Raw genomic sequence first — 23,279 nt, forward strand, 5'->3', positions numbered from 1 at the left:
GCCGCGATGAGCAACGCTCCAGCCGAGACCGCCTATTTCCCCGGGGAGTTCCTGGCCGCCGACGACTACGCCGCCGAACAGGCCTTCCAGATCGCCATGCAGCGGGCCGGCGGCCAGGCGCTGAACAGCTGGGGCATCGTGCGCGGGCTGCAGATCGGCCCGGCCACCGGCGGCGGGGCTTTGCAGGTCGGCCAGGGGCTTGGGGTCGACAGCCTGGGCCGGCTGGTGCTGCTGGCCCAGGCCCGGCTGGAGCCGCCGCCGAACGGGGCCGGCCATGTGCTGACCCTGACCTATGGCGAGATCAGGGTGCTGACGCCGCCGGGCGTGGTCGGCACGTTGCTGGAGGACCCGGTGCTGGCCTGGCAGGCGCCGGCCGACATCGATCCCTCGATCAACCTGGTGCTCGGGACCTGGGACGGTTCGGCCGCGACAACGCAGGGCCGGGTCTACGCCGGGGTCCCGGCCGGCTCGCTGACCTTCCGCAACCCGCTGACCGACCGCACCGCCGCCATCGTCGCCTGGAGCAGCGACAGCCTGCGGGGCCTGCGCATCGACGCCGACCGGATGACCGTCGCCCCGGCCCCGCCACAGAAGGCGACGGACCTCACCCCGGCCGAGACCAGCCTGTCGATCCTCGAGGGCGTGCTGGGGGTGGGCACCATGTCGCCGCAGGCCTGCCTCGATGTGCTGGCGCCCAGCGTCGCCCTGCCTGGGCCTGGACAGCTGACCAGTTACGACACCGTGGTGCGGGCCAACGACGAGCAGTTCGGCGCGGTGCTGCACCCCGGCGACATCCTGCTGCTGGCCGACCGCGAGGGGCAGTTCCGGCAGGCCCGCATCCTCAGCATCACCTCGGCGACCGAGGCGGTGACCGACAAGCCGCTCAATTGCCTGGACGCGCCCTACACCTATGAGCAGGCGCTGGTGGTTTCGGTGCGCAACGCCTCGGGGCAGCCGGCCCTGACCATCGACCGCGGGGCCTGGATGGGTCTTGGCGTGTCGCCGCCGCTGGCTCAGCTGCACGTCGGGACCGGCGACATCGAGGTGTCGGGGCCGGGTCTGGCCCTGTCGTTCGGCGGCGACGGTCTGGTCACCACCCAGGACGGCGGCAGCAGCATCCAGTTCCAGGTCACCACGACCCCCGCCGCCACCGGCGCGACGCCGGCCCCGACCCGCCTGCAGTTCGACCAGGTCGGCCAGATCCAATGGCTGCCCGGCCGCGTGGCGTCCCCCCCCGGCGCGCCCCAGGGCCCGGCGACCGGCCCGTTCGGCATGCTGCTGACGGCGACCGGCGACCTCGGCATCGGCATGACGCCGGTGAAGAAGCTGGACGTGGCGGGGACGCTGCAGCTGACCGGCCAGGGCGCCGGCCTGGTCTTCCCGGACGGCAGCGTCCAGACCAGCAGCCAGTACGCCGTGCCGATCGGGGCCATCATCGACTGGTGGCAGGGAACTGCCAGCCAGCTGCCGCCGACCAACTTCATGATCTGCGCCGGCGGGGTGGTGAACGATCCCGACAGCCCGTTTAACGGCGTGACCTTGCCCAACCTCGACGACCGCTTCATCTACGGGGCGACCAACGACAGCCAAGCCAATGGCGGCGTCGGGGCCGACACCCACAGCCACGGCTACGTCGTGCCGGCCCACACCCACGGCTTTCCCCACACCCACGCCGACACCGGCGGCGTCTCGGGCGGCGCCAATGACGACGACGGCATGGCCGGGGCCGGCGACAACAACGCCGCCGCCGGCCACGGGCACAAATGGACCGCCAGCGTCGGCGAGGCCTCGACCGAGACCAGCGCGGCCAATTCCGATTCCGGCCAGACCCTGCAGACCGACCCGTCCTCGACGCTGCCGCCCTATGTTGGCCTGCTCAAGCTGATCCGCATCAAATGACCGACCACAGCCGCCAGCGCCTGGATTTCACGAGCAGCGGCCTGCTGACGGCGGACGATTTTTCGCTGGAGCAGACCTATCACCTGCAGAGCCAGGCGCTGCGCTGCTCGGCGCTGCACAGCTGGGGCGTGGCCTGGGGGCTGGAGGTGACGGTTCTGCCGAACGGCCAGTCGATCAGCGTCGCGCCAGGGCTGGCGGTGGACGGCGGTGGGCGGGAGATCCTGGTCACCAAGACGATGACGCTGGACCTCGGCGACCAGGTGGCGCCGACGGTCTACCTGAGCCTCGGCCTGGAGACGGACTACACCGACTACCGCATGTTCCCGCATGGGGCCGGCTACTGCCGCATCGACGATGTTCCGACGCTGCCGGTGTCGTCCTATCCGCCGCTCATGGACGGCTGGACCGTGCCGCTGGCCTGCCTCAGCTTCACCCCCGAGCGGCGGCTGCGCGAGCCGGACCTGTCGACCCGCCGCTATGTCGGCCTGGTGGTCGGCGAGGTGACGATGGCGCCGCCGGCCGGGGGCGGGGCGGCGGCCAGCATGGCCCTGGACGCGGCCGGCCAGACGCTGGTGGTGACCTCGCCGCTGACCGATGTGTTCGGCGCGCTGTCGGTGCATGGCGCGGTCGGCGTCGGCCAGCAGAGCCCCTCCGGCGTGGCGCTGTCGGTGCAGCCCGGCGCGCCGCAGGCCGCCGCCGGAACCGTCAGCAGCGACGGCGAGCTGCTGTTCGGCAACGGGGCCTATCAGCTGTCGTCGGTGGTGGCCGGCGACCGCATCCTGGCCCCCGCGCCGGTCTCCAGCCTCGGGACCATCGATGTGACGGCCGCCCAGTCGCTGACCGTGCAGTCGGTCAGCGGCCAGACGGTGACCGTCTCCCCCTCCCCCGCGACGGCGCTCGAACAGGCGCCCTACGCCATCGCCCGCGGGTCGGTCATGCGGGTGCGCAGCGATCCGCTGACCACCGCCCTGCTGGTGTCGCTGGACGGTCAGATCGGGGTCGGCGGGCGGACCAGCGCGGCGCGGTTGACCGTGCGGGCCGGCGACCTGTTGATCGACGACCAGCATGACCTGCGCTTCCTGCAGGACGGCTCGGTGCAGGCAGTCGGCGCCAACGCCGGCGCCCAGCACAGCATCAACTTCCTGGCCAGCAAGAGCATCCTGGAGGTTCGCGAAGCCGGCGAGATCGTCTTTGACAGCGGCTCGCCGGGGGCCGGCGACGGACCGCCCGGCCTGATGCTGGCGGTCAACCAGAACGTCGGCGTCGGGGTCGCCGCCCCGCCCTATCGCCTGAGCGTCGATGGCGAGGTGCGGCTGTCGCAGGGGGTGATCTTCGCCGACGGCAGCCATCAGATAAACGGCGTCTCGGCCATTCCCGTCGGCACGGTGATCAGCTGGTGGAACGGGGCCCAGAAGCTGGGCTGGACGGGCGACGGCTTCCAGCTGTGCAACGGTTCGACGATCACCGATCCGGAGAGCCCGCTGGTCGGGACCAAGACGCCGGACCTGCGCGGCATCTATGTGCGCGGCGCGGTCAGCTACGACCAGATCGGCGCCACCGGCGGAGCGACCAGCCACACCCACGGCTACGCCCTGGGCGACCACACCCACCGCATCGACCACAGCCACATCATCACCGGCTACACCACCTCGGTGATCGGCACGGCCGGCCAGAACATCGCGGGCAGCAGCGTCTCGACCGACTCCCACGTCCACACCATCAACACCTCCTCTAACAACGCCTCGCCCAACGTCACCGGCCCGCCGCCGCAGTCCAAGCCCGGCGTCACCGACGCGGCCCCCAACCAGCCGCCGTTCATGACCCTGATCAAGGCGATGCGCATCAAATGAGCCATCCCGTCCGCGTCTGCATCGTCTCCGGCCACGCCGGGGGACTGGAGGGGGAGGTCTCGGCCCGGATGGAGGCGCTCGGCCTGGAGCCGGTGATGCTGGCTGAGGACAGCCCGGCGGCGACGCGCCAGAAGCTGATGTCCAAGTGCGCCATGCTGGTGGCCCTCTACCCGGTCGATGCGGCGGCCCACCTGTGCATGGGGCTGGCGGCCGGCATGGGACTGCCAATCTATGTGCTGGCGGCCAAGACCGATCCGGCCCCCTATCCGGCCGGGACCAAGGTGTTCGCCAGCCTGCAGGCGCTGGCCGACGCCCTGCCGGCGGCCGGCAAGGGCCGGCATGTCGACGAGCCGCTGCTGGCCCGGCTGGGCGCCTGCAAGGACGGGGTCGACTGGTACCTGTCCCGCTATCCGGGTGGACGCCATTCCAGCGAATGGACGCTGAAGGAGCAGCTGGAGTCCTTCGCCGAGGGTGGGGCGCCCTGGCTGAAGACCGCCTTCGACTACCGGCTGATCCCGCACCATCCGATGGACGGCGCCGACCTGCGGGGCGCCAACCTGACCGGGCTGCGGCTGCGGGGCGGCAGCCTGAAGACGGCCAAACTGGCCGGGGCCAAGCTGGCCGGGGCGCAGCTGAAGGCGACGCCGATGGCCGGCGCCGACCTCAGCGGGGCCGACCTTGGCGGCGCCGCCCTCAGCCGCTGCGACCTCACCGGCGCCAACCTGGCCGGGGCCGACCTGGAGGGCGCGGCGTTTGACCGCTGCCAGCTGGACGACGCCAAGGCGGCCAAGGCCAACCTGGCGCGGACGCGGCTGGCCAACGGCTCGGCCCAGAGGCTGGACCTGAGCGAGGCGATCCTCACGGGCGGCGACTTCGAGGAAGTCGATTTCTCTGCCGCCGACCTCTCCGGCGCCGATCTGCGCGAGGCCCGATTCCTGGCTTGCCGATTCGCCGGAAGCAGCCTTAAGGCGGCGAAACTGGCCGGCGCTACTTTTGCGGGTTGTGAAATGGCCTCCGCCGACTTCACCGGAGCCGATCTTGACGCCGCCCACGTGCTGGAACGGCGGTTTTGAATGGACAGAGGCCGAACATAATCTAGAGTTGTCCCAAGGCAAACACAGGAATTGGTGGAATCATGGCGACCGCCCAGGTGTACCGGAGCGTCAAGCTCGTCCTGCAGAACAGCACCAACGAAAATCTGACCGTGCAGGGGTTCGCCGTGCTGTCCGGCGCCTGGGGGGAAAAGCAGGCTCCCACCCAGGGCATGCTGGTCGGCGAACAGTCGGCGGTGGAGTGGACCAGCGTCTCGACGGCGCTGGGCACCGGCACCTCGGCCTATGTCCGGTTCGGCACCTCGCACGGCTATCCGCTGCTGCGCTGGTCGCTGCCCTGGGCCGGCCCGTTCGAGGTGGTCCGCGAGGATGTCACCGGCCTGCGCTTCGACGTGGTCATCGACGACCGCCACCCCGACGCGGTGATCATCCTGGCCACCGTGCTCGAGAGCCGGCGCGAGTAGCCGACGCCACAAAGGGTCGGTCATGCCAGTCTACAGAAGCGTCCATCTGGTCATTCAGAACAGTACGCCATCGGCCATGACGGTCGAGGCGGCCGAGGTGATCCACGGCGGCTGGAAGTCGGACTTCGGCCTGACCGTCAAGGGCGGCAACATCCCCGCCCAGAGCGCCGCCAGCCTGACCTGCGCCTCGGAACAGCTGCAGATCGGCTGCGAGGGCTTCCTTCGCCTGGCCTCGACCATGGGCATGGTCCAGCTGCATTGGGCCCTGCCGTGGGTCGGCCGCTTCAGCATGGAGCGCGAGGTGAACCCCCGGCAGTTCGACTACCGCCTGCTGCTCTACGAGGAGTCCCCGGCCAGCCCGACCGCCCTGGTCACCCTGTCGCCCGCCGTGACGCGGAAGAGAGGCTGACATGCGTGTCCAGCGCCAGGTCGACGTCGTGCTGCAGAACCACACGCAGGAGCTGCTGGCGATCGAGGATGGCATGAACGTCCAGGGCAGCTGGGCGGCGCCGGGACCGCCCAAGCCGGGCGCCATCGTCGCCAAGCAGGGCTCGGGCAAATGGACCAGCATCTCGACCGAGGAAGGCGTCGCCGCCGAGGGCTTCATCCGCTTCAGCTGCACCAAGGGCTATGTGCAGATCCACTGGCGGCTGCCCCGTGAAGCCGATCAGTTCGACGTCTCGGTCACCACCCCTGAAGACCTGACCCACACCGTGCGGCTGAGCGGCGTCAACTATGACTTCCGAGTGCTGCTGGTCACCCTGCTGCCCGAGCGCAAGCCGCCGCCCGCGAAGAAGTAGCCAGGGCTCACGGCGCGCCGTCAGGCCTGGGCGGCCGCCGCGGCCCCATCCCGCGCCCGGCGCCGGCCGCGCCGCGCCTTCACGGGTCGGTCCAGCAGCGAGCGCAGCAGCCGCGACAGGCTGACCACGTCATAGGGCTTGTCGATCAGCGGGAAGTCGGCGCCGTTCAGCATGGCCGGCTCGGCGACGTAGCCGGAGGTCAGCAGGATCGGCAAGTCAGGGCGCAGGACACGGGCCGATTGCGCCAGGCCGACGCCGCTGGCCCCGCCCGGCATGACCACGTCGGAGAACAGCAGGTCGATGCCGTCGTCCTCTCGCAGCACCTCCAGAGCCTCGGCCGCGTCGCCGGCGGTGACGATCTGGTAGCCGAGCGAGCGCAGCATCTCGACGGCCAGGTCGCGCACGGTGGCCTCGTCCTCGACGACCAGGATGCGTTCCTGACCGCTGACCACCTCGGTGACGGCCGGCGGCTCTTCTCGCGCCTGGCAGGCTTCCGCCGACAGCGGCAGAACCAGCCGCACAGCCGTTCCCTTGCCAGGGGCGCTGTCGATGCCGACCTCGCCGTGCGACTGGCTGACGAAGCCGTAGACCTGGCTGAGGCCGAGGCCCGAGCCCTTGCCGACCTCCTTGGTGGTGAAGAAGGGCTCGAAGACGTGGTCGCGCACCCGCTGGGTCATGCCCAGCCCCGTGTCGCGCACCTCCAGCACCACCCGCTCGCCGGCCCGCTCGGCGGCGATGGTCAGGAGGCCGCCGCCGGGCATGGCGTCCCGGGCGTTGACCGCCAGGTTGAGCAACGCCGTCTCCAGCTGGGTGCGGTCGACATGGACCGGCAGGGGAGCGTCGGCCAGGGCCAGGTCGATGGTCACCGCCTCGCCGACCGCCTGGCGCAGCAGCGGGACGAAGTCGCGGATCAGCGCGCAGGCGTCGAGGGTGACCGGGGTCAGGTGCTGGCGGCGGGAGAAGGCCAGCAACTGCTGGGTCAGGTCGCGGCCACGCTCGGCGGCCTGGCGGACGGCGTCGATGCGCGAGGACCGCTTGTCCGGGCCCTCCTCGCGGCGGGTCAGCATGTCGACGTTGCCGAGCACCACGGTCAGCAGGTTGTTGAAGTCATGGGCGACGCCGCCGGTCAGCTGGCCGACCGCCTCCATCTTGCGGGCCTGGGCCAGCTGCTCCTCCAGCGAGCGGCGCTCGGTGGCGTCCATGATGACGCCGAAGATTTCCTGCTCGCCCTCCCCGGCCGGCGCCAGCACGCCCTGGTCGAGCAGGTGGCGGTAGGACCCGTCGGCGCACTGCCAGCGGAACTCGCAGGCGTAGGTCCCGGTGTGGACGGCGGCCGAGACGGTCTCGATCACCCGCTCCAGGTCGTCGGGATGGATGCGCGAGGCGCCGAAGGTCGCCTCCTCCACGAAGCGTGAGGGCGGAAAGCCGGTGATGGCCTCGATGCTGTCGCTGACGAAGGACGGGGCGAAGGGCGGAACGGCGGTGCGGGCGTGGAAGACGATGGGCAGGGAGCGGAGGATGGCCTCCTCCCGCTGGCGCGAGCGCTGCAGGGCCCGTTCGGCATGCTCCTTGGCGGCCGTCACCCGGGCGTTCTCGTCGAGCAGGCGGTGGGCCTCGGCGGCGCGCCGCTCGACCTCAGCGGTCTTCAGGTAGAGGTCGACCAGGACGTTGACCTTGGAGCGCAGGATGAAGGGATCGACCGGCTTGAACACCACATCGACGGCGCCGGCCGAGTAGGCCTGGAAGACATGGGCCTCGTCGCGGAAGATGGCGGTCAGGAAGACGATGGGCGTGCCGGCGTTCTTTTTCCGCGAACGGATCATCTGGGCGGTTTCGTAGCCGTCCATGCCCGGCATGTGCAGGTCGAGCAGGATGACCGCGAACTCGTCGACCAGCAGGGCGCGCAGGGCCTCCTCGCCGGAGCGGGCGACGACAAGGTCGTGGCCGAGCGCCTCCAGCGCCTGGACGGCGGCGAAGGCGTTGCGCTCGTCGTCGTCGACAATGAGGATGCGCGCCCGCGCCGGTTCCAGGGCCGGCCCCGGCGCGGTCGTCGCCCAGCCTGTGCGGGCCGTATTCGTCATCAGCCCGCCTGCGGCATCAGGGAGACCACGGTGTCGCTGGCCAGCCGCATGGCGTCCGTCCGCTGGATGCCCACCCTCAGGACCGAGGTCAGGTGGTCGATGTCGACCGGCTTGGAGACATAGTCGGAGGCCCCGGCCTGGATGCACTTCTGGCGGTCGCCCTTCATCGCCTTGGCGGTGACGGCCACTACCGGCAGGTCGGCGAAGCCTTCCCGCGCCCGAATCTCGCGCATGGTCTCGTAGCCGTCCATGTCCGGCATCATGATGTCGACGAGGATGGCGTCGACATCGGGATCGGCATCGAGCAGGTCGAGGCCCGCCCGGCCGCTTTCGGCGTAGACCAGCTCCAGGCCGTACTCCTCCAGGGCGCTGGCCAGGGAGAAGATGTTGCGGATGTCGTCGTCGATGACCAGCACCTTGCGCCCCGTCAGCACCGCGTCGTGGCTGCGGGTGCGGCTGAGGCTGGCCCGAGCGGTTTCCGACAGGTTGTCGGTGCGCTCGTGCAGCAGCAGGCTGACCTGGTCGATCAGGTGCTCGGGCGTGCGGGCCAGGCGGACCAGGCCGCCGAACACCGCCAGCCGCAGCCGGCGATCCTCCTCGGGCGGCAGGTCGCGCGGCGCATAGACGATGACCGGATGGGCCGGGTCCTGGGCGGCTTTCAGCAAGTCGACGAGCAGGTGGGGCGCCAGGGCCCCGGCCTCGATGACCACGGCGTCGGGCCGTTCGGCGGGAGCCTTGGCCAGCACCGAGGGCAGGTCGGCGACGATCTCGATCTGCTCGAAACTGCCGCGCAGCACCAGGCTGGCCTCGTCCTCGCCGCCGACCACGGCGACGCGGCGGTCGGCCTTGGCGACGAAGCTCTTCACCTCTTCCAGCGCCCCGACCACCTGCTCATGCTCGACCGGCTTGTGGGTGAAGCCGTAGGCGCCCATGGACAAGCCCAGGCCCTTCTGGTCGTGGCCGGAAATCAGGTGGACCGGGATGTGACGCGTCTCGGGCGTTCGTTTCAGCATGTCGAGCAGGGCCAGGCCGTCGATATCCGGCAGGCCGATGTCCAGCATGATGGCGTCAGGAGCGAAGCGCCGGGCCAGGGACGAGACCGCCTGCCCCTCGGCCGTGACCACGCCCTTGAAGCCGGCGTCGCGGACCAGGTTGAGCAGGATGTCGGCGAAGCGGTTGTCGTCCTCGACGATCAGCACCACCGAGTCCCCAGCGGCGATGACATCGCGGTCGTCGGCCACCGGCTCGGGGGCGTCGTCCGACAGGGTGTTGGAGATCATCATCCGCGGCACGGGAGCCGGGGCCGGCCGGCTCATCAGCGGGGCCTGGGCCGGGCTGAAGTTGAGCGGCAGGTAGAGGGTGAAGGTGGAGCCGAGACCCGTGCGGCTCTCGACCTTCAGCTCGCCGCCGAGCAGGCGGGTGATCTCGCGGCTGATCGAGAGGCCCAGGCCCGTGCCGCCGTACTTGCGGCTGGTGGTGCCGTCGGCCTGCTGGAAGGCCTCGAAGATGATGCGCTGCTTCTCCTCGGGGATGCCGATGCCGCTGTCCTCAACCTGGAAGGCCAGCACCTGGCCGGCCCGGTTGAGATGGTCGTTGCCGGCGCTCCAGCCCTCCTCGGCCCGGCTCACCTTGAGCTTCACATGGCCCTTCTCGGTGAACTTGAAGGCGTTGGAGAGCAGGTTCTTGATGATCTGCTGCAGGCGCTTGTCGTCGGTGTACATGGCGCGGGGCAGGTCGGCATCGAGCTCAACCAGGAAGTCGAGGCTCTTGGTCCGGGCCACTTGCGCGAAGGTGCGGTCGACCTGGTCGCGCAGGTCGGCGAAGCCCATCTCGCCGATGTCGAGGGTGACGGTGCCGCTCTCGATCTTCGACAGGTCGAGGATGTCGTTGATCAGGCCCAGCAGGTCGGAGCCGGCGTCGTGGATGTTGCGGGCGAACTCGACCTGCTTGTCCGACAGGTTGCCCTGGGTGTTGTCGCTGAGCAGCTTGGAGAGGATCAGCAGCGAGTTCAGCGGCGTGCGCAGTTCGTGGCTCATGTTGGCCAGGAACTCGGACTTGTACTTGGAGGTCAGGGCCAGCTGTTCGGCCTTCTCCTCCAGCGCCAGCTTGGCCTGTTCGACCTCGCGGTTCTTGCCTTCCACCTGCTTGTTCTGGTTGGACAGCAGCTGGGCCTTGTCCTCCAGTTCGGCGTTGGTCTGCTGCAGTTCGTCCTGTTTGGTGCGCAGCAGTTCCTCCGATTGGCGCAGGGACGTGGCCTGCTGTTCCAGCCGGTCGTTGGTCTTTTTCAACTCTTCCTGCTGGGCTTGAAGCTCGGAGGTCAGCAGCTGTGACTGCTTGAGCAGCCCCTCGGTCCGCATGTTGGCGGCGATGGTGTTCAAGACGATGCCGATGGATTCCATCAGCTGATCGAGGAAGCTCTGGTGGGTTTCCGAGAACTCACCGAAGGTCGCCAGTTCGATGACTGCCTTGACCTCGCCCTCGAAGATGGCCGGCAGGACGATGATGTTGAGCGGCGCCGCTTCGCCCAGGCCCGAGCTGATCTGGATGTAGTCCTTGGGCACGTTGGTGAGCAGGATGCGCGACTTCTCGTGCGCGCACTGGCCGACCAGGCCTTCGCGCAGCCGGAAGGTGCTGGCCACGTGCTTTCTGTTATTGAAGGCGTAGCTGGCCGCCAGGTTGAGGACCACCTGGTCGTCCTCGTCGTGGTCCGCCGCATAGAAGACCGCGTGCTGGGCGTTGATCAGCGGGGCCAGCTCCGACAGCACCATATGCGACACGGTCGACAGGTCGCGCTCGCCCTGCAGCATCCGTGTGAACCGCGCCAGGTTGGTCTTCAGCCAGTCCTGCTCGGTGTTCTTGAGGGTCTGATCCTTCAGGTTGCGGATCATCTCATTGATATTGTTCTTCAATTCCTCCACTTCGCCGGAGGCCTCGACGGTGATTGAGCGGGTCAGGTCGCCCTTGGTCACAGCCGTCGACACCTCGGCGATGGCGCGGACCTGGGTGGTCAGGTTGGCCGCCAGTTCGTTGACGTTGTCGGTCAGGTCGCGCCACAGGCCGGCGGCGCCGGGCACCCGCGCCTGGCCGCCCAGCTTGCCCTCGATGCCGACCTCGCGGGCGACGTTGGTCACCTGGTCGGCGAAGGTGGCGAGGGTCTCGATCATGCCGTTGATGGTGTCGGCGAGGCTGGCGATCTCGCCCTTGGCGTCGAGGGTCAGGGTGCGCTTCAGATCGCCCTGGGCCACGGCGGTGACGACATCGGCGATGCCGCGCACCTGGCCGGTCAGGTTGGCCGCCATGAAGTTGACGTTGTCGGTCAGGTCCTTCCAGGTCCCGCCGACCCCAGGCACCTGCGCCTGACCGCCAAGCTTTCCCTCGGTGCCGACTTCCTTGGCGACGCGCGTTACTTCCGATGCGAAAGCATTCAACTGATCAACCATGACATTGATTGTGTTCTTTAACTCAAGGATCTCACCCTTGACATCCACCGTGATTTTTTTGCTGAGGTCGCCGCGGGCCACGGCGGTGGTCACTTCAGCGATGTTCCGGACTTGGCCGGTCAGGTTGGCGGCCATCATGTTGACGTTGTCGGTCAGGTCCTTCCAGGTGCCGGCCACCCCGCGCACCTGCGCCTGACCACCGAGTTTGCCTTCGGTGCCGACTTCGCGCGCAACGCGCGTCACCTCGGAAGAAAAACTGTTCAGCTGGTCCACCATCGTATTGATAGTGTTCTTGAGTTCCAGGATTTCGCCCTTCACATCGACTGTGATCTTCTTGGAGAGATCACCCATGGCCACGGCGGTGGTCACGTCGGCGATGTTGCGGACCTGGCCGGTCAGGTTGGCGGCCATGAAGTTGACGTTGTCGGTCAGGTCCTTCCAGGTGCCGCCGACCCCAGGCACCTGCGCCTGGCCGCCAAGCTTTCCTTCGGTGCCGACTTCCTTGGCGACGCGTGTTACTTCAGAGGCGAAAGCATTCAGCTGATCAACCATGACGTTGATCGTGTTTTTTAGTTCAAGAATCTCGCCCTTGACGTCCACCGTGATCTTTTTACTGAGGTCGCCACGGGCAACGGCGGTGGTCACTTCGGCGATGTTCCGCACCTGGCCGGTCAGGTTGGCGGCCATGAAGTTGACGTTGTCGGTGAGATCCTTCCAGGTTCCGGCGACGCCCTTCACCTGCGCCTGACCGCCAAGCTTGCCTTCGGTGCCGACTTCGCGAGCAACGCGCGTGACTTCGGAAGAAAAGCTGTTCAGCTGGTCCACCATCACATTAATCGTGTTCTTTAACTCGAGGATCTCGCCGCGGACATCCACCGTGATCTTCTTGGACAGATCACCCATGGCCACGGCGGTGGTCACATCGGCGATGTTGCGGACCTGGCCGGTCAGGTTGGCGGCCATCAGGTTGACGTTGTCGGTGAGGTCCTTCCAGGCACCGGTCACGCCGCGCACATTGGCCTGGCCGCCAAGTTTTCCTTCAGTGCCAACTTCGCGGGCCACGCGCGTCACTTCGGATGAGAAAGCATTCAGCTGGTCAACCATGGTATTGATGGTAGTCTTTAGTTCCGAAACCTCGCCCTTTACATCGACCGTAATTTTCTTGGAGAGGTCGCCGTTGGCCACGGCGGTCGTGACTTCAGCGATGTTCCGCACCTGGCCGGTCAGGTTGGCGGCCATGAAGTTGACGTTGTCGGTCAGGTCCTTCCAGGTGCCGCCGACGCCCTCCACGCGGGCCTGACCGCCCAGCTTGCCTTCGGTGCCGACCTCGCGGGCCACGCGGGTCACTTCCGAAGCGAACGCATTAAGTTGGTCCACCATCACGTTGATTGTGTTCTTCAATTCCAGAATCTCGCCGCGCACGTCGACGGTGATTTTCTTGGAGAGGTCGCCGCGGGCCACGGCGGTGGTCACCTCGGCGATGTTGCGCACCTGGCCGGTCAGGTTGTCGGCCATCAGGTTGACGTTGTCGGTGAGGTCCTTCCAGGCGCCGGTGACGCCCTGCACGTTGGCCTGGCCGCCCAGCTTGCCTTCGGTGCCGACTTCGCGGGCCACGCGAGTCACCTCAGAGGCGAAACTATTGAGCTGGTCAACCATGACGTTAATCGTGTTCTTGAGCTCCAGCACCTCGCCCTTCACATCCACCGTAATCTTGCGGGACAGGTCGCCCCGGGCGACGGCGGTGGTCACTTCGGCGATGTTGCGGACCTGGCCGGTCAGGTTGTCGGCCATCAGGTTGACGTTGTCGGTGAGGTCCTTCCAGGTGCCGGCGACGCCCTTCACCTGGGCCTGGCCGCCGAGCTTGCCTTCAGTGCCGACCTCGCGGGCCACGCGGGTCACTTCCGAGGCGAAACTGCCCAGCTGGCCGACCATGGTGTTCACCACCTTGCCGGTGCGCAGGAACTCCCCGCGCAGGGGCCGCTCCTCGTTCTCCAGGTCCATGGTCTGGCTAAGGTCGCCCTTGGCCACGGCCCCGATCACCCGGGCCATTTCGGCGGTCGGGTGGACCATGTCGGCGATCAGGCTGTTGACCGCGTCGACGCTGGCCGCCCAGGACCCGGCGGCGGCGGGCAGCCGGGCGCGGTGGTTGATCTTGCCCTGCTTGCCGACCACCTCGCCAAGGCGCTCGAATTCCTTGGTCATGCGGTCGTTGAGTTCGACGACCTCGTTGAAGGCCTCGGCGATCTCGCCGTCGACGCCATCGAGGCTGCGCGGCAACCGCACGGAAAAATCCCCCCGGCGAAACGCGCGGAGGGCGGCGAGCAGTTCTCGTTGATTGAGCTGGGCCGGCGCGTAATGACCGTTCGACCTGTCGGCATGACCTTTGGAAGACGCCGCGCGCGTGCTCTGCACCGAAGCCGTCATGGAACCCCCTGGAGCCCAAATGTCGGGGGCGTAAACACGACCGTGCGGCACCCCACCGTGAGTGCCCAACGCCCGATTTGCGCGGGAAGTTCCCTGCCTAAAGCCGCTACAGGCCGATTTTCCGGCGGCCCAAAGGCGGAATGCGTCAGCCGGCGGCGTGCAGCGCCTTCAGATGGTCGATTTCCTCGGCCGAGCCGATCATCACCGACACCCGCTGGTGCAGGCCGGTGACCTCGACATCAAGCATGTCGACGGCGCCGTCGAAGGCCGCGCCGCCGGCTTCCCGCACCAAGAGGCTCATCGGATTGGCCTCGTACATCAGGCGCAGCTTGCCGGCCCGATCAGGCTCGCGCTTGTCCCACGGGTAGAGGAAGACCCCGCCCCTGGTCAGGATGCGGTGCAGGTCGGCGACCATCGAGCCGACCCAGCGCATGTTGAAGTTCCGCCCGCGCGGCCCCTCCTGGCCGGCCAGCAGCTCGTCGACATAACGCTGCACGGGCGGGGCCCAGTGGCGGTGGTTGGAGGCGTTGATGGCGTATTCGCCGGTGCGGGCCGGCACGGTCATCCGCTCGGCCGTGCGCGTCCAGACCTGCGTCTGCGGATCGAGGGTGAAGCCGGCGACGCCCTCGCCCAGGGTCAGCACCAGGGTGACCTGCGGGCCATAGACCACATAGCCGGCGGCCACCTGATTGCGGCCGGGCTGCATGAGGTCGGCCTCGGTGGCGGGGCGGGCCGGGCTGGCGCCGGGGGCCGGCAGGATCGAGAAGATGGTGCCGACCGAGATGTTGACCTCGATGTTGCTGGAGCCGTCGAGCGGATCGAACAGCAGGTAGTACCCGCCCTCGGGACCCAGATCGCGGACCGGCTGAACCTCGTCCATCTCCTCCGAGCCCATGGCGACCAGGGCCGGGCTGCGGGCGGCGACGCGCAGCAGGATGTCGTTGGCCAGGACGTCGAGCCCCTTCTGCACCTCGCCCTGGACGTTGACGGAGACGGCGGCGCCATGCTCGGCCCCGCCCCGGCGGACGACCCCGGCGATCTCGACACAGGCGTCGGCCACGGCCAGCACGAGGTCGGCCAGGGCCGGATGGGCGGTCGACAGGTGGTCGGACAGGGTCAAGGCGGCGGGCTCCGGTGACGTCGATGCGCCCCTTAGCAAGGTTCTGCCAAAAGCCGAAGTCCGGAGGCCTGTCGCCGCAACGAAAGCCTGCCCCCTGGCGCCGCCCGCGCCAGATAATCCGGGGACACTATATAGATTTTCGGCGCGGAAGCGGCCACACGCTGGGCGAAAATCTATATAGTGTCCCCGGATTATCGTCCCCGTCGGTGGGGGCGCGAGGGAACGGGCCCGGACCCCCTCCCCCAAATCTTCGCTTGCATTTTGCCTGTATGTTTCGTACAATCACACCATGCCCGACATCACCGATCCCTCCGCCCCGGCGCCCGCCGGCGGCTTTCGCACGGCCGCGCGCATCGTCGAGGACGCCGGCGGCCCGGCCGTGGTCGGGAAGGCGCTCGACATGGCGGCGGCGACCGTCCTGGCGTGGAAGAGAAACGGCGTCACCGACAAGGTCTGGCCCCTCTTCGTCGCGCGAGGCTGGGCCAGCGAGGAGGAGCTGCGGCAGGCCTCCATCGCGGCGGGGGTCAAGAAACACCTGCCGCCGCCGACGGTCGAGGAGCTGAAGGCGCGGCTGGCGGCCTGGACCGGCGGGCCACGCTCGATCGCCGACATGATCGACCACGGCGGCGGTCCGACCCAGGTCGGTACGGCGCTGGGCAAGTCGCAGTCGACCGTCTCGGTCTGGAAGAACAGCGGCGTGCCGGACACCTTCTGGGACCGCTTCGTGGAGCTGGGCCTGGCGACCAGCCGCGAGGAGGTGGCGGCGGCCTGCGCGGCGCTGCGGCCCGGCAAGGCCCAGCCGCCCTCCCCGCCGCCGGCCGCCAGCGCGCGCCAGCAACGGCTGGTCCGCAGCCAGGCCGGCGGCCTGACCGCCTTCTGCAAGCTGATCGACATCCCCGGGGCCGGGCCCGGGCGGAGCCTGAAGCTGGCCGCCCACCACAGGCTGTGGCTCGAGAAGCTGGAGGCGGTCGAGCGCGGCGAGATCCGGCGGCTGATGGGGTTCATGCCGCCGGGGTCGGCCAAGTCGACCTATGCGGTGGATGTGTTCACCCCCTGGTTCCTGGCGCGGGGCGAGAACCGCAGCGTGCTGGTGGTGACCTACGCCACCGCCCTGGCCGGGCGGCGCGGGCGCAAGGCCCGGAGCGTGACGCGCCAGCCGATGTTCCAGTCGCTGTTCGGGGTCACCCCGGAGAAGGGCCGGGCCAGCGCCGTCGACTGGGCCCTGAGCAACGGCGGCGAATGGATGGGGGCCGGGATGCTGGCCGGCATCACGGGGAACCGGGCCGACCTGATCGTCATCGACGACCCGGTCAAGGGCCGGGCCGAGGCCGATAGCCCGCTGGTGCGGCGCCGGACCCGCGAGGAGTTCGACGACACGGTGCGCACCCGGCTGAAGAGCGGCGGGCGGATCGTGCTGATCCAGACCCGCTGGCACGAGGACGACCTGGCCGGCAGCCTGCTGCCGGCCGACTATGACGGGCGCTCGGGCCCGGTGCTGTGCCGCGACGGCGAGACCTGGGAGGTGGTCAGCATCCCGGCCCAGGCCGAGCGGGCGGACGATCCGCTGGGGCGGGCGGTGGGGGATTATCTGTGGCCGGAATACTGGGGCGCCGACCACTGGCCGCAGTTCCGGCTGAACCCGCGGACGTGGAACGCCCTCTACCAGCAGCGGCCGCGGCCCGAGGAGGGCAGCTATTTCGAGCGGGGGTGGTTCCGGCGGTTCCAGGACCATGAGCTGCCCAAGGTGCTGCGCTACTATGGGACCAGCGACTATGCGGTGACCGACGGTGGCGGCGACTTCACGCGGCTGACGGTGTGGGGCGTCGACGAGGCGATGAACCTGTGGCGGGTGGCCAGCTGGGGCGGCCAGACCAGCAGCGACCAGTGGATCGAGCGCCAGTGCGACCTGATCGCCGACTTCCGCCGGGCCGGGGGCGGCATCCGGCGCTGGTTCGGCGAGGCCGGGGTGATCCAGCGGGCGGTGGAGCCGATGCTGGTCGCCAAGATGCGCCAGCGGCGGTTGAGCTGCCCCCTGGAGTGGCTGAGCTCGGGCCAGGACAAGGTGGCGCGGGCGCGGGGCGCCCAGGCCCTGGTGCGCGAGGGGCGGGTCTATGTGCGCGACGACGGGGACGGCGACTGTTTCGTGGACGAGTGCGTGGCGTTTCCGACGGGGCGGTATGACGACGAGGTGGACTGTCTGTCGCTGATCGGGCGGGCGGTGGACCGGCTGACGCCGCCGGTGGCGCACTGGCGGCCGTTGCCAGAGTTTGCGGACTGCGGGTCGGTTTGGGAGCCGGGGGTGAACAGTGGGTTCGGGGCGGCGGAGTTTGCGGACGGAGGGAGTGTGTTTGAGTGAGGGGGAGCACTTCGTTTCCCCTGTTGGAGGAACAACAGGAGCCCATTGTAGACCTTCACGCGCTGATAAGCTCAACGCCATGTAGGTTGCGTGAGAGGCGCTCGATTGCATTCTTGCAATCGATTCGTAGATGTTCTAATTTGATCGGTGGAGAAAATGATTCCGTGCTGAACGATAAAGCTCGAGACCAGATCAAGCAGTTGATCCGTCAACACACCGCCAAGAATACGGTGAGTGAGGAGGCCGCGCGTGAATCGTTAGTTCGTCGCGGGGTCTACACGGCGGATGGAAAACTGACGCCTGCCTATGGCGGCAAACCCAAAAAGAAAGCCGGCAAGCCAAAGCAGTGAGCCGGCTCGCGACTTCCTTCGTCCTTGGCTATCATGGTTGCGACAAGGCCGTCGGCATGGCGGCTTTATTGCGTCAGACCGTACTTAAACCAAGCGGCGACAAGGGATTCGATTGGCTCGGAAAGGGCATCTACTTCTGGGAAGCCGATCCGCAGAGGGCCCGCGAATGGGCCGAATGGAAGGCCGCTCGCGGAGACTACGAAGAGCCGTTCGTCATCGGCGCAGTCATTGATCTAGGCAACTGCCTGGATCTTGTCGTGCGCGAGAACATCGACCTTCTGACTCTCGGCTATGAGGGCCTTCTCGCCGAGACGCAGGCCGCCCACCTAGAGATGCCGGTCAACAAAGATGTACCGGGTGACCCGTTCGAGAATAAGCTATTGCGGTTCCTCGACTTCGCGGTGATTGAAAAGGTGCACGCGAGCGTCGAAGACGCGGCGGTGTTGGGAGTTACCGGCGCCGAGCCCTTCGACACAGTGCGTGGCCTCTTTCCAGAAGGCGGCCTTGCCTATCCAGAAGGCGGGTTCTTCGCCAAAACCCACACACAGATCGCCGTGCGAAACCCCAAGGCGATCAAGGGCATCTTTCTGCCCTAGCGACAGGCGCGAGCGATTACCATTCGACGCCGCAGTTAGTTCGCCGAAACAGGGCTGAGTGCGACTGGAGGGAGCAGTCGCTCTGAACCATTTCGCCGGTTTGCGGGTTCTTCACTACCAGCAAGTTGGGAAGACGCAGTCCGAGAAAGACGTCGTCGACATCGTCCGGATTCACGGAGTCCGCCATCAGCAGTACTTCGCCGAGCTTGGCGCGGTTGCCCGTGAACAAAGACGGCAGTGTAAATTCCACCATCCAGATTCGCTCAGGAAGAGTGCCGAGAACCTCAAGTTCTTCGGCCGTGGCCGAGCTCTCGTCGTGCCCGTGTGCGCTGCGTAGATGCTCTAGATAGTCCTCCCGCGACAGTAGGATCGTCCGCAGGACGTAGCGCCAAGTGTTCTGGGTTATGTAGTCGAACCACCGCCCGGAACTGGACGTCGCCAGCACCGGCAACAAATTGGTCAGCATGAGGGCGGCAATCGCCTCCGCGCCTTCAGCCGTGAGATTTGGAGTTTTCTGGCGGATCGCAATGATCCAGTGCGCGCTGACGTCCGGGTCGAATTCTAGGGCTTGGCTACTGAGCGTGTAGTAGGGCCCGAGGTTGTCGTCATGGATCAAGAAATGGTCGATCCAAGCTGAAGCTTGCAGATACTGAGACGAACCGGGACCAGCGTACACGGGGATGGCCTGAGGGTGCCATTCGTCGGAATGTCGCGTATGGCCGAAGACGAGCACGACATGCTCTTCCTGTTTTCCGTCAGGGCCGTCAGCTCCATTGCCTGTCCTAAAGATCAGCAGCGCCTGGTCACCGCTCTCGATGATTGAGGCGAGAAGGGGCATGTATTTCTGATCGCCCTTGATCTCCGTCACGTCGGCCTCCAGGCCGCGGCTCTCGATGACATCCACGATCTGTCCCAGAGACAGACCTTGGCAGGGGGGCGTGACCCCCAATTTGTCGTTGATCTGCTTGGTAGTCAGATCGTCGGCCTCGCTGGTACGCAGCGCCATGTGCAAGCAGGCATGGGCGCAAACGTGTGTCAGGCTGTTCTGTTGGCAGTAGTAGACGCCCTCGACCGTAAAGGTTCGGTCTCTCACGGTGCATTGGTAGGTGTGATGGGGTGCCAAATAGTTGTTCAACAGAAAGCTGCGGCCCTCCTCTCGGGAAAGCGTTGGCGGCGGCAGAATGCCTTCGAAGACGTAAGACACCTCAAATTCGGCTCGTCCGGGCGGCCGATAGTTAATGATGACCGCCTGCCCGAGGAACGCCCCTTCGGTCACGTCTGCAAGATCGCCATCTTCGGCAATGTCGCAGGCGAAGAACGAAATCGCGATCGCCTCCGCCGCGCCGCCGCCACCAGCATGCATCCGATCGAGTTCGTCGATTTCCTGCGCGACGTGCGGCAAGCGAGCCGCCGGCTCGATGATGATTGTACGCGCACCCTGCTTTCGGGCGAGGGTGCACAGCCGGTGAAGCGGCAAGTTGTTGGCGGCCTTTGTCTTCCAGACCTTCTCGATCAGATCGAAGTAGAAGGAATAGGGAGGACTACAGGCGACCGTTGCGCCGACGACGGCGAGGTCAGACCACATGCTCTTTGCCGCAATATAGGGGTGACGCCGGCCTTCAGGCCGTCGGTCGCCGAACGCGGCTTGGACCGCCGACCACAACATTGCGATCGAAGGAGCCTGGTCGGAGGTTCGTATTTCTCAAGAACTCAAGCTGGTCTGGCGTCAGACGCGGAACCTCCACGACCTTGGCGCGCATGGGCGTCGCGGTGGGGGCTTCGGTTTTGTCTTTAGCGTCTGCCATTGCTCTATCCGGCATCCACGAGAAACGCGTGTGGATGGTGAGAGTTGCACCCGGCTTGTGGGCAGTTAAGCGACACCTGATACGGGCCCCCCACCTACCCGGTCAAGCAAAATAGGCCGTGAAAATAGCCAAGTTCTTAATTACACGCAGAATCGCGGACGAAGCAACGAATGGTTGATCGGGCCTCGCGGCGCGCTCAATCGCTTGTTCTGAAACGACCGTAGGCGGCGACGATAATTTGCATCATCGCATCGCGACCCTCATCATTGAGGCGGGGGTCGCTGCTGAGGTAGGAGGCAATCTGGCCAATCGGCTCTGGCGCCACGCCCCCCCTGGCATTGACGAAGTCGTCGGCGCTCAGACCGGCCCATGCGACGAGCGCCGCCAAGCTATCTACGTCAGGCCGACGCCCCTGCGCCAATCGGGTTAAGGTCGATGCGCTAATTCCCGATTGCTCGGCGATTTGCTTCCAGTTGAGCTTGCGCGACGCACGCACAGCGTCGAGAGCGCGGTAGAAGCCCGCACCATCAAATTCTGCTTTCGACATTGAATTTCACTCTTGCAATTCACCCAACTTGGCAATACTGGGCATATTGATTGCAATATCGCAATCGAAAACCGAATTGGCAAGGGAGTGTGATGTGGTCGAATCCAATGAACAGGCCGGCGGGCGCCAGCCGGAAAAGTCCAAGCCGGCCAAGCCCTACAAGCTGAATGTCCAAGGCGTGACCATCGAATGGCCCGAGCCGACGATTGCGGTGAAGGAAGCTATGAAAGAGGCGGGTTTCGACATCAGCCAACCCTGGATCATGATCCTGCGAGTGGCCGGCCAGCCCAAGCGTCCGGTCGAACTCGACACGATCATCGACCTCACCGATCCGGGGGTGGAGAAACTCCGCCTCACGCCCAAGCAAATCAGCAACGGCGAAGCTCCGATGCGCCGGCAGGAATTTGACCTCCTGCCGGCCGATGAGACTTTCCTCGAGCGCGCTGGGTATTTCTGGGAAACTTTCACCGATGCGGGCGTCCGCTGGCTCCTGATCCACGGCTACCCGTTGCCGGTTGGCTATGACCAGACCAGCTTCTCGCTCGGCCTCCAAATACCGATCACCTACCCTGCAGGCCAGATCGACATGTTCTACTGTTACCCCCACCTGACTCTGGTCTCGGGAGGTTCAATCCCGAAGACCCAACACCGTGTCGCAGTACTGGGTCAGCCCTACCAACGCTGGTCGCGGCATCGCCCTGACGGAGGCTGGGATCGGCACAAGGACAACGTAGTGACGCACTTGGCTTTGGTCGAGGAGTCGCTCTCGCGCGAGGTGGAGTCGTGATTCGTCGTGGCCCTACACTCCGGATTGCCGGCTCTCAGCACGACCAGTTGATACGCCATCTCTTCCCCGGTGACGGCCTGGAAGCGGCCGCGATCCTAATCTGCTCGCGGCTCACGGGTCGGCGCACAACTTTCATCGTCCGCTCGATCATGCCCGTGCCATACGAGGCATGCCCAGTCCGGACGCGCGACCGGCTGACCTGGCCCGGTGATCATCTCGAAGAAGCAATCGACACGGCCGAGCCGCAGGGCGACAGCCTTTTCCTGATGCACAGCCATCCTAGGGGCTTCTTTTCCTATTCCGCCATCGACGATGCGTCCGACGAGCAAGCTCTTCCCGGCCTTCGGGCGGCCATTGACACCGACCACGGCTCGGCCCTCATGACTCCGGACGGCGCTGTGCGGGCTCGCGTTTACGACGGAAAAGTCATGATCGACGTGGAACTCGTCGTCATTGCTGGTGATGATATTCGCCTTTGCTGGAGTGACGCTTCTGGTTCGCCCATGGCACGGCCACTAGCCTTCACCGCCGACATGACGGCGGAGCTCTCTAGGCTCTCGGCCTTTGTCGTCGGCGTTTCCGGCACAGGCTCGATCATCGCCGAGCAAACCTTGCGGATGGGATTTGGCGACGTCGGCCTGTGCGACCCCGACCGGATCGAACTAAAGAACCTCAACCGCATCCTCAATGCCACAATCACTGATGCTCAAAAGGCCACGCCCAAGGTAACGATGTTTGCCAGGGCAGCTGCGGCTTACGCGCCAGAAGCCCATGTCCGGACCTTCATCCATTCTCTGCTCGACCGCGAGGTGGTGCTTGCCGCCGCCGAATCTGACGTTCTGTTCTGCTGTGTGGACAGCCATGAGGGGCGGCAGCTTTGCGACCTGATCGCCGCTGCCTTCGCCATTCCGCTAATCGACATGGGAGTCCAAATTCCGGTGAGGCAAGATCCACTAGGACATCACCGGATCGGCGGGGTTTACGGCAGAATTGACTATGTCCAGCCGCTCGGCGCGTCGCTCGAGGACCGCGAGGTCTACTCCCCTCAAAGCGTGGCCGAGGAATACATTGCCCGCGTCGCGCCAGATCAGCATGCCTCTGAGGTTCGTGACGGCTACATGAAGGGTCGCGCGGAGGAAGCACCTTCAGTGATCGCCCTCAATATGCGCGCCGCTTCAGCGGCGATGATGGAGTTCATCGCCCGGGCCTACCCGTTCCGACATGACAGCAATCGAGACCATGCACGCACGATTTTCGACCTAGCCTCCGGTGATCAGGAATTTCTGTCCGAAGACGAGTTCGCGGCAACAGCCAACCCTCTGGCTGGGGGTGGTAGCCGCGAACCGCTGCTCGGCCTTCCAATCCTGAACAGGAGGTGTCATGCGTTGGATTAAGAATCTCGGCGAGTGGCTTAGGCCGGCGCGCAAACTTCTAGTCCATGCCGACGACAGTCTCCCCGCCACCATGCCGCGGCGCGATTTGGTCGTTGCCCGGGACGGCGTCGAAGATTGGGCGGCAGGGTTATCCTGTCCCTGCGGGTGCGGGGAAGTCCTGGAGCTAATGCTGATCCCCGAAGCCCGGCCCAGATGGCACTTGACCGTCGACCGGAAGAACCGTCCGAGCCTCTACCCATCGGTATGGCGCGACAGTGGCTGCGGCGCTCACTTCTGGGTTAAGAGGGGCCGAGTACGTTGGTGCTAGAACCGCT

Annotated in this window: 17 protein-coding genes; 12 read left to right on the forward strand and 5 right to left on the reverse strand. The window is 66.5% G+C overall.

Annotated features, from left to right (window positions below; genetic code table 11):
* Window positions 1-6: 6 nt before the first annotated feature.
* The 6 genes from AC1RSK_RS15700 to AC1RSK_RS15725 all read left to right on the forward strand — a co-directional run bounded on the left by AC1RSK_RS15700 (window position 7) and on the right by AC1RSK_RS15725 (window position 6,065).
* Entirely contained in the window at window positions 7-1,899 is a 1,893-nt protein-coding gene (locus AC1RSK_RS15700) for a hypothetical protein (RefSeq protein WP_492908516.1), read from the forward strand.
* Window positions 1,896-3,749, forward strand: a complete 1,854-nt coding sequence (locus tag AC1RSK_RS15705; RefSeq protein WP_492908517.1) for a hypothetical protein — start codon at window positions 1,896-1,898, stop codon at window positions 3,747-3,749. The genes AC1RSK_RS15700 and AC1RSK_RS15705 overlap by 4 nt, the downstream gene beginning before the upstream one ends.
* A complete protein-coding gene (locus AC1RSK_RS15710) occupies window positions 3,746-4,822 on the forward strand; it encodes a pentapeptide repeat-containing protein (RefSeq protein ID WP_492908518.1) in 1,077 nt (358 codons plus the stop codon). The genes AC1RSK_RS15705 and AC1RSK_RS15710 overlap by 4 nt, the downstream gene beginning before the upstream one ends.
* 62 nt (window positions 4,823-4,884) lie before the next feature.
* Entirely contained in the window at window positions 4,885-5,265 is a 381-nt protein-coding gene (locus tag AC1RSK_RS15715; RefSeq protein ID WP_492908519.1) for a hypothetical protein, read from the forward strand.
* Between the two features lie 22 nt (window positions 5,266-5,287).
* Complete coding sequence (locus tag AC1RSK_RS15720) at window positions 5,288-5,674, forward strand: hypothetical protein (protein WP_492908521.1); 387 nt, start codon at window positions 5,288-5,290, stop codon at window positions 5,672-5,674.
* A gap of 1 nt (window position 5,675) precedes the next feature.
* Window positions 5,676-6,065 (forward strand): hypothetical protein, encoded by a 390-nt coding sequence (locus tag AC1RSK_RS15725; RefSeq protein ID WP_492908522.1) that lies wholly within the window; start codon window positions 5,676-5,678, stop codon window positions 6,063-6,065.
* 20 nt (window positions 6,066-6,085) lie between these two features.
* Here AC1RSK_RS15725 and AC1RSK_RS15730 read toward each other — a convergent pair whose 3' ends face one another.
* From AC1RSK_RS15730 to AC1RSK_RS15740, 3 genes are all read right to left on the reverse strand, one after another.
* The gene (locus AC1RSK_RS15730) at window positions 6,086-8,146 is read right to left on the reverse strand and encodes a response regulator (protein ID WP_492908523.1); all 2,061 of its coding nucleotides are present in this window, start codon (window positions 8,144-8,146) and stop codon (window positions 6,086-6,088) included.
* A complete protein-coding gene (locus AC1RSK_RS15735) occupies window positions 8,146-13,869 on the reverse strand; it encodes a HAMP domain-containing protein (protein ID WP_492908524.1) in 5,724 nt (1,907 codons plus the stop codon). Before AC1RSK_RS15735 ends, AC1RSK_RS15730 begins: the two co-directional genes overlap by 1 nt.
* Window positions 13,870-14,155: 286 nt before the next feature.
* Window positions 14,156-15,130: a class 1 fructose-bisphosphatase gene (locus tag AC1RSK_RS15740; protein ID WP_492908525.1), complete on the reverse strand. Its 975-nt coding sequence runs from the start codon at window positions 15,128-15,130 to the stop codon at window positions 14,156-14,158.
* Window positions 15,131-15,419: 289 nt separating this feature from the next.
* Between AC1RSK_RS15740 and AC1RSK_RS15745 the strand changes: the two genes are divergently transcribed.
* The 3 genes from AC1RSK_RS15745 to AC1RSK_RS15755 all read left to right on the forward strand — a co-directional run bounded on the left by AC1RSK_RS15745 (window position 15,420) and on the right by AC1RSK_RS15755 (window position 18,432).
* Window positions 15,420-17,486, forward strand: coding sequence for a hypothetical protein (locus AC1RSK_RS15745; protein ID WP_492908526.1), 2,067 nt, complete (start codon window positions 15,420-15,422; stop codon window positions 17,484-17,486).
* Window positions 17,487-17,650: 164 nt separating this feature from the next.
* Window positions 17,651-17,836: a hypothetical protein gene (locus AC1RSK_RS15750; RefSeq protein WP_492908527.1), complete on the forward strand. Its 186-nt coding sequence runs from the start codon at window positions 17,651-17,653 to the stop codon at window positions 17,834-17,836.
* Window positions 17,833-18,432, forward strand: a complete 600-nt coding sequence (locus AC1RSK_RS15755) for a hypothetical protein (RefSeq protein WP_492908528.1) — start codon at window positions 17,833-17,835, stop codon at window positions 18,430-18,432. The genes AC1RSK_RS15750 and AC1RSK_RS15755 overlap by 4 nt, the downstream gene beginning before the upstream one ends.
* Before the next feature lie 16 nt (window positions 18,433-18,448).
* On the opposite strand, the gene AC1RSK_RS15760 is transcribed toward AC1RSK_RS15755, so the two are convergent.
* The gene (locus tag AC1RSK_RS15760) at window positions 18,449-20,017 is read right to left on the reverse strand and encodes a hypothetical protein (RefSeq protein ID WP_492908529.1); all 1,569 of its coding nucleotides are present in this window, start codon (window positions 20,015-20,017) and stop codon (window positions 18,449-18,451) included.
* A 416-nt stretch (window positions 20,018-20,433) separates the two neighbouring features.
* Window positions 20,434-20,784 (reverse strand): helix-turn-helix domain-containing protein, encoded by a 351-nt coding sequence (locus AC1RSK_RS15765; protein ID WP_492908530.1) that lies wholly within the window; start codon window positions 20,782-20,784, stop codon window positions 20,434-20,436.
* Between the two features lie 94 nt (window positions 20,785-20,878).
* On the opposite strand from AC1RSK_RS15765, the gene AC1RSK_RS15770 reads away from it, so the two are divergent.
* Genes AC1RSK_RS15770 through AC1RSK_RS15780 form a run of 3 tightly spaced genes read left to right on the forward strand, consistent with a single transcriptional unit; the run spans window position 20,879 to window position 23,272 of the window.
* Entirely contained in the window at window positions 20,879-21,571 is a 693-nt protein-coding gene (locus AC1RSK_RS15770; RefSeq protein WP_492908531.1) for an E2/UBC family protein, read from the forward strand.
* Complete coding sequence (locus tag AC1RSK_RS15775) at window positions 21,568-22,965, forward strand: ThiF family adenylyltransferase (RefSeq protein WP_492908532.1); 1,398 nt, start codon at window positions 21,568-21,570, stop codon at window positions 22,963-22,965. The genes AC1RSK_RS15770 and AC1RSK_RS15775 overlap by 4 nt, the downstream gene beginning before the upstream one ends.
* Complete coding sequence (locus AC1RSK_RS15780) at window positions 22,952-23,272, forward strand: ubiquitination-like system serine protease family protein (RefSeq protein ID WP_492908533.1); 321 nt, start codon at window positions 22,952-22,954, stop codon at window positions 23,270-23,272. The genes AC1RSK_RS15775 and AC1RSK_RS15780 overlap by 14 nt, the downstream gene beginning before the upstream one ends.
* Window positions 23,273-23,279 lie beyond the last annotated feature (7 nt).

The organism is Caulobacter sp. GW821-FHT11A05, from assembly GCF_058809015.1.

What these genes read in the sequence shown, in the direction of transcription:
- AC1RSK_RS15705 (WP_492908517.1), top strand. Translation starts at nt 1,896, where the DNA reads ATGACCGACCACAGCCGCCAGCGCCTGGATTTCACGAGCAGCGGCCTG.
- AC1RSK_RS15765 (WP_492908530.1), bottom strand. Translation starts at nt 20,784, where the DNA reads ATGTCGAAAGCAGAATTTGATGGTGCGGGCTTCTACCGCGCTCTCGAC.
- AC1RSK_RS15745 (WP_492908526.1), top strand. Translation starts at nt 15,420, where the DNA reads ATGCCCGACATCACCGATCCCTCCGCCCCGGCGCCCGCCGGCGGCTTT.
- AC1RSK_RS15710 (WP_492908518.1), top strand. Translation starts at nt 3,746, where the DNA reads ATGAGCCATCCCGTCCGCGTCTGCATCGTCTCCGGCCACGCCGGGGGA.
- AC1RSK_RS15730 (WP_492908523.1), bottom strand. Translation starts at nt 8,146, where the DNA reads ATGACGAATACGGCCCGCACAGGCTGGGCGACGACCGCGCCGGGGCCG.
- AC1RSK_RS15760 (WP_492908529.1), bottom strand. Translation starts at nt 20,017, where the DNA reads ATGTGGTCTGACCTCGCCGTCGTCGGCGCAACGGTCGCCTGTAGTCCT.
- AC1RSK_RS15720 (WP_492908521.1), top strand. Translation starts at nt 5,288, where the DNA reads ATGCCAGTCTACAGAAGCGTCCATCTGGTCATTCAGAACAGTACGCCA.
- AC1RSK_RS15725 (WP_492908522.1), top strand. Translation starts at nt 5,676, where the DNA reads ATGCGTGTCCAGCGCCAGGTCGACGTCGTGCTGCAGAACCACACGCAG.
- AC1RSK_RS15715 (WP_492908519.1), top strand. Translation starts at nt 4,885, where the DNA reads ATGGCGACCGCCCAGGTGTACCGGAGCGTCAAGCTCGTCCTGCAGAAC.
- AC1RSK_RS15780 (WP_492908533.1), top strand. Translation starts at nt 22,952, where the DNA reads ATGCGTTGGATTAAGAATCTCGGCGAGTGGCTTAGGCCGGCGCGCAAA.
- AC1RSK_RS15700 (WP_492908516.1), top strand. Translation starts at nt 7, where the DNA reads ATGAGCAACGCTCCAGCCGAGACCGCCTATTTCCCCGGGGAGTTCCTG.